Here is a 12899-nt window from a genome sequence, read left to right as displayed (position 1 = left end):
TCAGTGGGCGTCGAGCGCGGCGTGCAGTTCCTGCAGGGAGCGCACCCCGATGTCGCCGCGCAGGCCGGCCTCGATGCCCTGCACCGCAGCCGAGGCGCCCTGCACCGTCGTCACGCACGGGATGTTCATCTGCACCGCGGCGGCGCGGATCTCATAGCCGTCGACGCGTGGGCCGGAGTTGCCGTACGGGGTGTTGATCACCATGTTCACCTCACCGGCGCGGATCACGTCGACCGCGGACGGCAGCGGGTCAGAGCCCTCCGGTGTCTCGAAGATCTTGCGCACCACGTCGCAGGGAATCCCGTTGCGGCGCAACATCTCCGCGGTGCCCTCGGTGGCGAGCACCCGAAAACCGAGATCGGCCAGGCGTTTCACCGGGAACACCAGCGAGCGCTTGTCCCGGTTGGCCACCGACACGAACACGGTGCCGCCCTGCGGCAGCGAACCGTAGGCCGCGGTCTGGCTCTTGGCGAACGCGGTCCCGAAATCGGAGTCGATGCCCATTACCTCGCCGGTGGACTTCATCTCCGGCCCCAGCAGCGAATCGACGTTCGAGCCGTCGGACTTGCGGAACCGGTGGAACGGCAAGACGGCTTCCTTGACGGCGATCGGCGCGTTGGGAGCCGGGCTGGCACCGTCCCCCTCGGGCGCCAGGATGCCCTCGCTGCGCAGCTCGGCAATGGTGGCGCCCAACATGACCCGCGCGCACGCCTTGGCCAGCGGCACCGCGGTGGCCTTGGACACGAACGGCACGGTGCGGCTGGCGCGCGGGTTGGCCTCCAGCACGTAGAGCACATCGTCTTTGAGCGCGTACTGCACGTTGAGCAGTCCCTTGACGCCGATCCCGAAAGCGATGGCCTCGGTGGCACGCCGCACCGACTCGATGTCCTGGCGGCCCAGCGTCACCGGCGGCAGCGCACACGCGGAGTCCCCGGAATGGATGCCCGCTTCTTCGATGTGCTCCATCACGCCGCCGATGTAGACCTCGGCGCCGTCGCACAGGGCGTCGACGTCGATCTCGATGGCGTCCTCGAGGAACCGGTCCACCAGCACCGGATGTTCGGGTGAGAGCTCGGTGGCGCGGGTGATGTAGCCCTGCAGCGTCTCTTCGTCGTAGACGATCTCCATGCCGCGCCCGCCGAGCACATAGGACGGCCGCACCAGCACCGGGTACCCGATGTCGGCGGCGATCTTGCGGGCCTGCTCGAAGCTGGTGGCCGTGCCGAACCGCGGCGCGGGCAGGCCGGCGTTGGTGAGCACCTCACCGAAGGCGCCGCGGTCCTCGGCCAGGTCGATGGCCTTGGGGCTGGTGCCGACGATCGGCACCCCCGCCTCCTCCAGCCGCTGGGCCAGCCCCAGCGGGGTCTGCCCGCCCAGCTGCACGATCACGCCCACCACGCCGGGACCACCTGCGCCGGAGGCCTGTTCGGCGTGGTACACCTCGAGCACGTCTTCGAAGGTCAGCGGCTCGAAGTACAGCCGGTCGGCGGTGTCGTAGTCGGTGGACACCGTCTCCGGGTTGCAGTTCACCATGACGGTCTCGAACCCGGCGGCGCTCAGCGTGGTGGCGGCGTGCACACAGCTGTAGTCGAACTCGATGCCCTGCCCGATGCGGTTGGGCCCGGAGCCCAGGATCAGCACCTTGGGCTTCTCGGTCTGCGGCGCGACCTCGGTCTCGGCGCTGGGATCCAGCTCGTAGCTGCTGTAGTGGTACGGCGTCTTGGCCTCGAACTCGGCGGCGCAGGTGTCGACGGTCTTGTACACCGGCCGGATGCCGAGGCGCTGCCGCAGCGAGCGCACGCCGTCCTCGCCGGCCAGTTCCGGTCGCAGCGCGGCGATCTGGCCGTCGGACAGCCCTTTGTGCTTGCTGCGCCGCAGCAGGTCCTGGTCCAGCACCGGGGCCTCCAGCAATTCGGTGCGCAGGTCCAGCAGGGCGGCGATCTGGTCGACGAACCACGGGTCCACACCCGAGGCGGCGGCCACCTGTTCGACCGTGCCACCCAGGCGCAGGGCGTATTCGATGTCGTAGAGCCGACCGTCGGTGGGCGTCTGCAGCCGGGTCAGCACCTCGTCGAGGGAACCCTGCACCGCGGCGCCGGTCCAGAACCCGGTCCGCTTGGTCTCCAGCGACCGCATCACCTTGCCCAGAGCTTCGATGAAGTTGCGGCCCAGCGACATCGCCTCACCAACCGACTTCATGGTGGTGGTGAGGGTGGCGTCGGCGCCGGGGAATTTCTCGAACGCGAACCGCGGAGCCTTGACCACCACGTAGTCCAGCGTGGGTTCGAAGCAGGCCGGCGTCTCCTTGGTGATGTCGTTGACGATCTCGTCGAGGGTGTAGCCGATGGCCAGCTTGGCGGCGATCTTGGCGATCGGGAAGCCGGTGGCCTTGGACGCCAGCGCACTGGAGCGCGACACCCGGGGGTTCATCTCGATGACGATCAGGCGGCCGTCGGTGGGGTTGATGGCGAACTGGATGTTGCAGCCGCCGGTGTCGACACCCACCTCGCGCAGGATGTCGATGCCCAGGTCGCGCATCACCTGGTACTCCCGGTCGGTCAGCGTCATCGCCGGCGCCACCGTCACCGAGTCGCCGGTGTGCACGCCCATCGGGTCGAGGTTCTCGATCGAGCACACCACCACCACGTTGTCGCGGCCGTCACGCATCAGCTCGAGCTCGTATTCCTTCCAGCCGTAGATCGACTCCTCGATCAGCACGTTGGCACTGGGTGAAGCCGCGAGGCCGTCCCCGGCCATCCGCTCGACGTCTTCGACGGTGGCCGCCATACCCGAGCCCAGCCCGCCCATGGTGAACGACGGGCGCACCACCACCGGCAGCCCCAGTTCGGCGACGGTCTCACGCACCTCGTCCATGGTGAAACACACACGGCTGCGGGCGGATTCGCCACCCACCTTTGCCACGATGTCCTTGAACTTCTGGCGGTCCTCACCGCGCTGGATGGCGTCGAAGTCGGCGCCGATCAGCTCCACACCCCAGCGCTCGAGGGCGCCGTTGTCGTGCAGGGCCACCGCGGTGTTGAGCGCCGTCTGCCCACCCAGGGTGGCCAGCACGGCGTCGATCTTGTTGCCCCGCTCGGCCTGCTGGGCCAGCACCTTCTCCACGAACGCCGCGGTGATGGGCTCGACATAGGTGTTGTCGGCGTACTCCGGGTCGGTCATGATCGTGGCCGGGTTGGAGTTGATCAGCGTGACCTGCAGCCCCTCGGCGCGCAGCACACGGCAGGCCTGGGTCCCCGAATAGTCGAACTCGCAGGCCTGGCCGATCACGATCGGGCCGGAGCCGATCACCAGCACATGGTTGAGGTCGGTGCGACGCGGCATGGTTGTTTACTTCCCCTCGGGCCGAGCGTGCGTGTCTGTACAGATTTCTGCGGCGTGTCGCGTGCAAAGGCGCACGCTCGCGGGAGTTGGTGTCACTTGTCCCCCGCCATGAGGTCGATGAACTGGTCGAACAGATAGTTGGCATCGTGCGGCCCGGCGGCGGCCTCGGGGTGGTACTGCACCGAGAACGCGCGACCGTTGACCAGGGTGATCCCCTCCACCACACCGTCATTGGCGCAGGTGTGGCTCACGATGGCGCGACCGAACGGGGTGTCGAACTCCTCGCCGGCCTCCCCTTCGAGGGCGAATCCGTGGTTCTGCGCGGTGATCGCCACCCGGCCGGTGGCGTGGTCGAGCACCGGGATGTTGATGCCGCGGTGACCGAAGGTCATCTTGTAGGTCGAGCGGCCCAGCGCCCGGCCCAGGATCTGGTTGCCGAAGCAGATACCGAACAACGGGATCCCGGCGTCGAGCACCTCGCGGGTGACGCCCACGATGTGGTCGGCGGTGGCGGGGTCACCGGGGCCGTTGGACAGGAACACCCCGTCGGGTTTCAGCTCCGTGATGTCGGCGAAGCTCACCGACGACGGCAACACGTGGCTGAGGATGCCGCGGGCGGCGAAGTTGCGCGGGGTGTTGGTCTTGATGCCCAGATCCAGGGCGGCCACGGTGAAGCGGTGCGGCTCAACGGGATCCACCACATAACTCTCAGCGGTGGTCACCTCACCGGCCAGGTCGGCGCCGAGCATCGACTCCTGGCCGCGCACCCGCTCCAGCAGCACATCGGCATCGGCCAGCGCGTCGCCGGAGAACACCCCGGCCTTCATGGAGCCGCGGGTGCGCAGGTGGCGCACCACCGCGCGGGTGTCGATACCGGCGATGCCGACAATGCGTTGGCGGATCAGCTCGTCTTCCAGCGTGCCGGTGGCCCGCCAGTTCGACGGGCGGGGCGAGGGGTCGCGAACGGCGTAGCCGGCCACCCAGATCTTGTCGCCGCGGCTCTCGCCGTCGTCGCCGTTCCAGCCGGTGTTGCCGATCTGCGGCGCGGTGGCCACCACGATCTGCCGGTGGTAGCTCGGGTCGGTCAGGGTCTCCTGGTAGCCGGACATCCCGGTGGAGAAGACGGCCTCTCCGAGGGTCTGCCCGACGGCTCCGAAGGCGACGCCGGTGAACGTCCGGCCGTCTTCGAGGACCAGTACTGCTTTACTCATGCGCTCTTGCTTTCTTCCGACGATCCGGGCGTGATCCAGTTGCTGTAGTCGGCGCGGTTGTCGCCGCGGAATCCGGTGTCGATCTCGGTGCCCGACGGCAGCGTCCACCGGATCGCCAGGATCCCGTCGTGGGTCATCGCCTTGCCCGCGATGCCACGCTCGGCGCGCACGGCGGTGATCGACTCGTCGGGGATCCAGATCGGGGTGGCGCCGCTGCGCTGCATCATGATGCCCTCGGGGTACCGGGTCAGCACCGCCTTGGCGCGGTAGCCGAGGTCGCCGACGGCGATGCGGTCCTGCCAGCTGGGAGCGATGGTGCTGCCGACGTAGAGCCCCGGGGTGGGCGCGATCAGCGCCGGGCCCACGGAATCGGGCAGCGCGGGCAGTCGGCCGATGAGCTCCAGTTGCCGCAATGCGCGGTGGCGCCAGCCCCGCAGCATCTGGCGGATCAGGACCGCGATCAGCACCGCGATCACCGCGGCGAAGATCAGCGATCCGATCAGCGTTCCGGTGTTCATGACTGCACGGTCCCGCCGAGGGCGGTGACCCTGCCGCGCAACAGCGTGGCGGTGACGGCGGCGGGCAGGCTCATGGCCTCGAACGGCGTGTTGGCCGACTTGCTGGCCAGCGCAGATCCCTGCACGGTCCAGCTGGCATCGGGGTCGACGACCACCAGGTTGGCCGGTTCGCCCACCTCGAGTGGACGGCCCTGATCGGGCAGCCCGACGATGCGGGCGGGGTTCTCGCTCATCACCTTCGCGACACCGCGCCAGGTGAGCAGCCCGGGTGTGACCATGGTCTCGACGACCACCGACAGCGCGGTCTGCAGGCCCAGCATGCCCGGTCGGGCGTTGGCGAACTCGACACACTTGTCCTGCTCGGCGTGGGGGGCGTGGTCGGTGGCCACGCAGTCGATGATGCCGTCGGCCAGGGCTTGGCGCATGGCCGCCGCATCGGAGGACTCGCGCAGCGGCGGGTTCACCTTGTTCACCCCGTCGTAGGTGTCCAGCCGGCTGTCGTCGAGCAGCAGGTGGTGCGGGGTCACCTCGGCGGTGATCGATATGCCCTGCGCCTTGGCCCATTTCAGCAGTTCGACGGTACCGGCGGTGGAGGCGTGGCAGATGTGCACGCGGGCACCGGCATCGCGGGCCAGCAGCGCATCGCGAGCCACGATCGACTCCTCGGCCACCCGCGGCCAGCCGGCGAGTCCCAGCCGGGCGGCGTTGGGGCCTTCGTGGGCGACCGCACCGACGGTCAGCCTCGGCTCCTCGGCGTGCTGGGCGATCAGCACACCCAGGCCGGTGGCGTACTCCAGCGCCCGGCGCATGACCAGCGGGTCCTGCACACACACGCCGTCGTCGGAGAACATCCGGACCTGGCCGGTGCCGGCGTTCATCAGGGCCATCTCGGTGAGCTGCTTGCCGGCCAGACCGACGGTGACGGCGCCCACCGGGTGGACGTCCACCAGGCCGACCTGCTGGCCGCGGTGCCACACGTGGTCGGTGACCACCGAGGTGTCGGCCACCGGGTTGGTGTTGGCCATCGCGAAGACCGCGGTGTAGCCGCCCAGAGCTGCTGCCGCCGAACCGGTTTCGATGGTCTCGGTGTCCTCGCGGCCGGGCTCGCGCAGGTGGGTGTGCAGGTCGACGAAGCCGGGCAGCAGGATCTGGCCCGCGGCGTCGATCACGGTGTCCGCATCGAGGTCCTGGCCGATCTCGGTGATCACACCGTCGGCCACCAGCACGTCGACCGGATCGCCCTCGCCATACAACCGCACTCCACGAATGACCAGACTCACGCGCTGATCGCCTCCTGTTCAGTCCCGACCAGCAGATGGAACAGCACCGCCATCCGCACATGCACACCGTTGGAAACCTGTTGCAACACTGCCGATTGCGGCGAGTCGGCCACCGAGAACCCGATCTCCATACCGCGCAGCATCGGCCCCGGGTGCAGCACCACCGCATGCTCGGGCAGCAGTGCCTGACGTTTGTCCGACAGCCCGTAGAGCACCGAGTACTCGCGCGTGGTCGGGAAGAAGCCGCCGTTCATCCGCTCGGCCTGCACCCGCAGCATCAGCACGGCGTCGGCGGCGGGCAGTTCGGCATCCAGGTCGTGGGAGACCGTCACCGGCCAGCCCGACACCCCGACCGGCAGCAGGGTCGGCGGGGCCACCAGCACCACCTCGGCGCCCAGGGTGGCCAGCAGATGGACATTGGAGCGGGCCACCCGGCTGTGCAGCACGTCACCGACGATCACCACGCGCTTGCCCTCCACCGAGCCCAGCCGCTGGCGGATGGTCAGGGCGTCCAGCAGTGCCTGCGTCGGGTGCTCGTGGGTGCCGTCGCCGGCGTTGATGATGGACGGGCCACCGTGCTCGTCGCGGGTCCAGGCCGCCAGTTGCTGCGGCGCGCCGGAGGCGGGGTGCCGGATGATGAGCGCGTCGGCGCCCGCAGCGCGCAGCGTCAGGGCGGTGTCGCGCAGCGACTCCCCCTTGGAGACAGACGATCCCGATGCGCTGACATTGATGACGTCGGCGCTCATCCACTTGCCCGCCACCTCGAACGACACCCGGGTTCGGGTGGAGTTCTCGTAGAACATGGTGATGATGGTGCGCCCGCGCAGGGTGGGCAGCTTCTTGACCTCGCGGCCCAGCAGTGCCTGCCGGAACCGGTCGGCGTTGTCGAGAATGGCCAGCGCGTCATCGCGCGTCAGATCGGCTGCGGTCAGCAGGTGTTTCACCGCGTGGGACCTCCGTAGGGGGCGATGCGCACTCCGTCGAGCCCGTCGTGTTCGACCAGCTGGACCTTGACGTTCTCACTGCGCGAGGTGGGCACGTTCTTGCCGACGTAATCGGCACGGATGGGCAGTTCGCGGTGGCCGCGATCCACCAGGACGGCCAGTTGCACCACCCGGGGGCGGCCGATGTCGCGCAGCGCATCGAGGGCCGCCCGCACCGAGCGGCCGGAGTACAGCACGTCGTCGACCAGGACCACCAGCGCGCCGTCGACGCCGCCGTCGGGAATGGAGGTCTCGGCCAGCGGGCGGGGCGGCTTCGACATCAGGTCGTCGCGGTAGAGCGTGATGTCCAGGCAGCCGTATTCGACCGCGATGCCGGAGAACTCGGTGATCTGCCCAGCCAGCCGGGCGGCGAGATCCGCGCCACGGGTGGGGATTCCGAGAAGAACAACCCGCGGGCTGTCCTCGCCGTCGAGGGCAGTCTTCTCGATGATCTGGTGCGCCATCCGGGAGATGGTGCGGCTGACGTCAGCCGCCGACAGCAACTCCCGGTCGGGCTCAGGTGCGCCCATGGTCCTACCTGACCTCCTTCTCCGCCTCACTGGACGGTCGTTTAAAGGATGCCGAACTGCCGGGCAGCTTAGCACGACGGCCGCGTACCCTCGCTGAGTGTGAAGCTGGACGGAAATCAGACCTCCATTCGTGACGCCTGCGACACCGGGCTGCTCTCCGGCGCGGTGACGTTGGTGTGGCAGGGCGGAAAAGTCTTGCAGGTCAACGAGATCGGTTTCCGTGACGTGGAGGCCCGGCTGCCGATGCAGCGCGACACCATCTTCCGCATCGCCTCGATGTCCAAACCGGTGACCGTGGCGGCGGCGATGGCGCTGGTGGACGAGGGCAAGCTCACACTGCGCGACCCGGTGACGGCGTGGTTGCCGGAGTTCAGCGCCATGTGGGTGCTGGCCCAGCCGCAGGGCTCCCTGGAGGCCACGGTGCCGGCGGTCCGGCCCATCACCGTGGGCGACCTGATGACGCATCGCAGCGGGCTGGCGTATCCGTTCTCGGTGCCGGGCCCGCTGGCCAAGGCCTACAGCAAGCTGCCGCACCGCCAGGAGCAGGACCGCTGGCTCAGCGAGTTGGTGGCGTTGCCGCTGGCCCATCAGCCCGGCGACCGGCTCACCTACAGCGTGGCCACCGACGTGCTGGGCATCCTGATCTCGCGCGTCGAGGGCAAGCCGCTGCACCAGGTGCTCGACGAGCGCATCCTGGGCCCGCTGCAGATGACCGATACCGGGTTCTTCGTCACGCCGGCCGGGCGGCGCCGCGCGGCCACCATGTACAAACTCGACGACAGCAACACCTTGACCCACGATGTGATGGGCCCGCCGCCCATCGCGCCTCCCCCGTTCTGCCAGGGCGGGGCGGGGCTGTGGTCCACCGCCGACGACTACCTCACCTTCATCCGGATGCTGCTCGGCTTCGGCGAGGTGGACGGGGTGCGGGTGCTTTCGGAGCAGGCGGTGCGGCAGATGCGCACCGACCAGCTGACCGACGAGCAGAAGGAGCAGCCGTTCCTGGGGATGCCGTTCTGGGTGGGCCGTGGCTTCGGGCTGAACCTGTCGGTGGTCACCGATCCGTCGAAGTCCACCCAGTTCTACGGGCCGGGCGGACGGGGCACCTTCAGCTGGCCCGGCGCGTTCGGCACCTGGTGGCAGGCCGACCCGGAGAACGACCTGGTGCTGATGTACCTGATCCAGAACCTGCCGAACCTGAACTTCGACGCCGCGGCCATCGGCGGCAACACCTCCCAGGCCAAGCTGCAGACCGCCCAGCCGCGCTTCGTCCGGCGGACCTATCAGGCCCTCGAACTCTGATTTGCCGCTTCGGCAAGAGCACTTGCGTAATCAGCGAGGCGGTTTGACGCTGGGTGCATGACGTCCCTTCCTCACCATGCGTTCTCCGATCCCGCGGCCGTCGCGCGCTACGCCGACGGTCCCCGCCGCATCGTGCCCGGCTATCACGCACTGCACGCGATGACGGGGATTCTGCTGGCTGAACGTGCGCCGGTCGACGCCAGGGTGTTGGTACTCGGCGCTGGGGGCGGACTGGAGACTGCCGCGCTGGCCGAAACTCACGCGGCGTGGACGTTCGACGGGGTGGATCCGTCCGCCGAGATGCTGGGTCTGGCCGAGCGCACGCTGAGTGAGCACCTGGACCGCGTCCGTCTACATCGCGGTGTCATCGACGACGCCCCCGCGGGTCCTTTTGACGCCGCAGTCTGCCACCTGACGCTGCACTTCATGGACGCCGACGAACGTCGTCGCACGCTCGAGCAATTGCACCGCCGGCTGCGACCGGGCGCCCCGCTGGTGGTGGCGCACCTGAGCATCCCCGACGGCGACCGGGACCTCTGGCTGGACCGGTACGCCGCGTTTGCCGTCACCTCCGGCGTCGACCAGCAGCTGATCACCACCGCCAGGACCGCCATCGCGCGCGACGTGCACACCCTGAGCCCGGAGCAGGACCGCGCCGCACTGGTGGACGCCGGCTTCACCGATGTGACGGAGTTCTACAGCGCCTTCACGTTTCGCGGGTGGGTGGCCTACGCCTAGAACTCAGAACCAGATCTGAACGCGGTCCTGCGGCGCGAGGTACAGCGCATCCCCCTCGGTGACACCGAACGCCTCGTAGAACGCGTCGATGTTGCGCACCACACCGTTGACCCGGAACTCCATCGGGGAGTGCGGGTCGGTGGCCAGGAACTGGATGACCTCGGCGTCGCGCGACTTGTTCTTCCACCCCTGGGCCCAGCCGAGAAACACCCGCTGGACTCCCGTGAACCCGTCCAGCGTCGGCGCGTCTGCGCCGCCGAGGGAGAGTTCGTACGCCTTGAGCGCGATGGTCAGCCCAGCCTGATCCGCGATGTTCTCGCCGAGGGTCAGCGCTCCGTTGACATGGTAGGAGTCCGGCAACTGCCGCGGTGTGAACCCGTTGTACTGGGCGACCAGTCCGGCGGCGCGGGCCTCGAACTCCGCACGGTCTGCCGCGGTCCACCAGTTCGACAGGTTGCCGTCACCGTCGTACTTGGAGCCCTGATCGTCGAAGGCATGGCCGATCTCGTGGCCGATGACGGCTCCGATGGCACCGTAGCTCGCCGCATCGTCGGCGGTGAGGTCGAACAGCGGCGACTGCAGAATCCCGGCGGGGAACGTGATGTCGTTGCGAACCGGACTGTAGAAGGCGTTGACGACGTGCGGATTTGTTGTCCACCGCGTCGGATCCACCGGCTTGGCGAGCCTGTCCAACATGCGGACGGTGCCGGCCTCTGAGGCGCGCAGATAGTTACCGTAGAGATCGGCGCCGTCGATCTCCAACCCCGAATAATCCGTCCACGTCTCGGGATAACCGATCTTGACGCCGATCTTGTCCAGCTTCTCCAGCGCCTTGGCCTTGGTCTCCGGCGACATCCAGTCCAGTTCGGTGATGCTCACCCGATAGGCAGCCATCAGGTTGGACACCATGGTCTCCATCCGCTGCTTGGCCTCAGCCGGGAAATGCCGCTCGACGTAGAGCTTGCCGACGGCGTTGCCGAGGAGACTGTCCAGGAGTGACAGCCCGCGTTCCCATCGGGCGGGCTGCTGTTCGGTGCCCCACAGCAGCGTGTCGTAGAACGCGAAATTCTCCTTGTTGAGTTCGTCGGTGACCAGGAACTGTCTCTCGTGGATGAGCCTCCAGGCCGCCCATGCCCGCCAGTCTTCCTGCGGCACATCCGTCCACGCCGCGGCGAAGGCCGTCAGGTAGTCGGGCTGACTGACCACAACCGTGCCGGCCTGCGCTTCACTGAGCCCGTATGCGTTGAGCCACCCGGTCCAGTCGAATCCGGGCGCGGATTGCTTCAACTGCGCAATCGTCATCGGGTTGTAGGTCAGTTCGGCGTCACGGGATCTGGTGACGTCCCAGTGTGAGGCCGCCAGCCGGGTTTCCAGTGCCACGATCGCGGCGGCTGTCTCGGCGTAATCGTCTGCGGACCCGCCGTAGGTCAAGGCGAACATCCTGGCGATGTGACCGGGGTACGCCGCCAGGACAGCGGCGTACTGAGGATCCCGGTAGTACGCCTCGTCCGGCAGCCCGAGTCCGGCCTGGTCGATTCCCAACAAGTTTCGAGTGGAGTTCTTCGGATCGGCGCCGACGCCGACCTCGAATCCACCGATCAACCCTGCCCGCGCCAGTGAGCCCAGGACCGCCGCCAGCGCGTCACCGTCGACGGCACCGTCGATGGCCGCGAGTTCGGCGAGCAGCGGCGCCAGACCCACGTCTCGGAGGGTGTCGGTGTCCATGAAGCTGGCGTACAGGTCGACGATGCGCTGGGCATCGGTGCCGTGTGCCGCACCGGTCTGCCCGAGTTCGGCGATCAGGTCGCGGATCTGCTGATTCGTGCGGTCGCTGATCTCCCGAAAAGTATTGTCCGACGACCTGTCCCCAGGAATTTCATGCTCGCGCAACCACTTTCCTGTCAGGTAGCCGTAGAGATCGTCCTGCGGCCGGATGCTCGGATCAACCCCGCTGAGATCGATTCCCGAGTTCACCGGGTCCACCACCGGTGCCACGATGATGGTGACGGTGGCGATGTCGGCGTGCCCGAAGTCCGGTTTGGTCAGCATGTCGAACAGGTTCGGCAGGTGTGGTCCACTGGCGTGGTCGCTGACCTTGTAGGTGAAGGTATCGGTGCCGCCCGTCCTGGCGAACGCATCGTCGGGGTCGTAGGTGAAGGTCCCGGTCGCCTGGTCGATGACGATGGTGCCGTGCTGGGGTCCCCGGCCCGCAAGCACGCTGAAGGTCAGGGTGTCGCCGTCGAAGTCCTTGGCGGCGAAGCGCATCGGCTCGCTGACGCTGCCGGTCGTTGCGAGGGTCAGGGCCAGTCGTTGGTTACGCGCGTCGGGGGCGAAATTAAAGAACGTGCGCTGGAAGTCGCGGAAGACGCCGGCCAGGATGGTCAACAGGTTCGGCAGGTGACCCGGTGTCCAGGGCGCACCCGTGGTGACCGTCGAGGCCGACACGGTGGCAACGTTCATCGCGGTTGCGCGCGATGCCGCGGGCGCGGGGACGGACTCCTCGGGTTCCGGCTCGGCTGCAGCCGGCACCACCTCGGTGACAGCGGGTTCGGTTGTGACATCGGCATTGTCGTCAGGCTGATCCGTAGGCGGCGCGTCGGCAGTGTCCTCCGCCGCAGGCTCGGCAATCTCCGGCGCCTCGCCCAACTGCTCGGGCTCGTCGTCGACGTCAGGCGTTGCATCGTCGGAGCGGTCCCTACCGGCGCGCTCCTCCTCGACGTCCCCAACCTCGGGGTCCTCGGCGTCCTCGGTGTCCTCGACCTCGACCTCGATCTCGGTGTCTACAACCTCGGCATCGGGCTCGTCGGGGTCGGCTTCGGGTTCCGACGTCGTGTCATCATCAACGCCGGGACCCGCGACCCCGGACTCCCCGGAATCCGTGTCACCCGCCGACTCGGCGCTGCTCGAACTGCTCGATGTGCTCGATGCGCCGGAGTCCGCACCGGCACGCGGCATCGCCGGGCAGCTGGCGATGGCCAACCCCACCCCGAGGGCG

9 protein-coding genes and 1 pseudogene are annotated in these 12899 nt (G+C 68.2%); 2 read left to right on the top strand and 8 right to left on the bottom strand.

The window, feature by feature from the left end; translation table 11 throughout:
* The 6 genes from carB to pyrR all read right to left on the bottom strand — a co-directional run bounded on the left by carB (window position 1) and on the right by pyrR (window position 7864).
* Window positions 1–3342 carry a carbamoyl-phosphate synthase large subunit gene (gene carB, locus G6N58_RS21800; RefSeq protein WP_115277310.1) on the bottom strand — a complete coding sequence of 1114 codons (3342 nt, stop codon included), beginning with the start codon at window positions 3340–3342 and terminating at the stop codon, window positions 1–3.
* Between the two features lie 92 nt (window positions 3343–3434).
* On the bottom strand, window positions 3435–4553 hold the full coding sequence (gene carA, locus G6N58_RS21795) for a glutamine-hydrolyzing carbamoyl-phosphate synthase small subunit (RefSeq protein ID WP_115277311.1): 1119 nt from the start codon (window positions 4551–4553) through the stop codon (window positions 3435–3437).
* Window positions 4550–5071, bottom strand: a complete 522-nt coding sequence (locus G6N58_RS21790; RefSeq protein ID WP_068916648.1) for a PH-like domain-containing protein — start codon at window positions 5069–5071, stop codon at window positions 4550–4552. The genes carA and G6N58_RS21790 overlap by 4 nt, the downstream gene beginning before the upstream one ends.
* Window positions 5068–6351, bottom strand: a complete 1284-nt coding sequence (locus tag G6N58_RS21785) for a dihydroorotase (RefSeq protein WP_115277312.1) — start codon at window positions 6349–6351, stop codon at window positions 5068–5070. Before G6N58_RS21785 ends, G6N58_RS21790 begins: the two co-directional genes overlap by 4 nt.
* On the bottom strand, window positions 6348–7295 hold the full coding sequence (locus tag G6N58_RS21780; protein ID WP_115277313.1) for an aspartate carbamoyltransferase catalytic subunit: 948 nt from the start codon (window positions 7293–7295) through the stop codon (window positions 6348–6350). The genes G6N58_RS21785 and G6N58_RS21780 overlap by 4 nt, the downstream gene beginning before the upstream one ends.
* The gene (pyrR, locus tag G6N58_RS21775; RefSeq protein WP_115277314.1) at window positions 7292–7864 is read right to left on the bottom strand and encodes a bifunctional pyr operon transcriptional regulator/uracil phosphoribosyltransferase PyrR; all 573 of its coding nucleotides are present in this window, start codon (window positions 7862–7864) and stop codon (window positions 7292–7294) included. Before pyrR ends, G6N58_RS21780 begins: the two co-directional genes overlap by 4 nt.
* Window positions 7865–7963: 99 nt before the next feature.
* Between pyrR and G6N58_RS21770 the strand changes: the two genes are divergently transcribed.
* Window positions 7964–9166 carry a serine hydrolase domain-containing protein gene (locus G6N58_RS21770; RefSeq protein WP_115277315.1) on the top strand — a complete coding sequence of 401 codons (1203 nt, stop codon included), beginning with the start codon at window positions 7964–7966 and terminating at the stop codon, window positions 9164–9166.
* 57 nt (window positions 9167–9223) lie between these two features.
* A complete protein-coding gene (locus G6N58_RS21765) occupies window positions 9224–9904 on the top strand; it encodes a class I SAM-dependent methyltransferase (RefSeq protein WP_115277316.1) in 681 nt (226 codons plus the stop codon).
* A gap of 3 nt (window positions 9905–9907) precedes the next feature.
* Here G6N58_RS21765 and G6N58_RS30865 read toward each other — a convergent pair whose 3' ends face one another.
* Window positions 9908–11953, bottom strand: coding sequence for a M13 family metallopeptidase (locus G6N58_RS30865; protein ID WP_115281356.1), 2046 nt, complete (start codon window positions 11951–11953; stop codon window positions 9908–9910).
* A gap of 39 nt (window positions 11954–11992) precedes the next feature.
* Window positions 11993–12364 (bottom strand): annotated as a pseudogene (locus tag G6N58_RS30860) (cadherin-like domain-containing protein); the annotation flags it as partial.
* Between the last annotated feature and the right edge of the window lie 535 nt (window positions 12365–12899).

Origin of the sequence: Mycolicibacterium tokaiense (assembly GCF_010725885.1) — a bacterium.
GTDB classification, from domain to species: Bacteria; Actinomycetota; Actinomycetes; order Mycobacteriales; family Mycobacteriaceae; genus Mycobacterium; species Mycobacterium tokaiense.
This window is presented reverse-complemented; position numbering and strand designations above follow the sequence as displayed.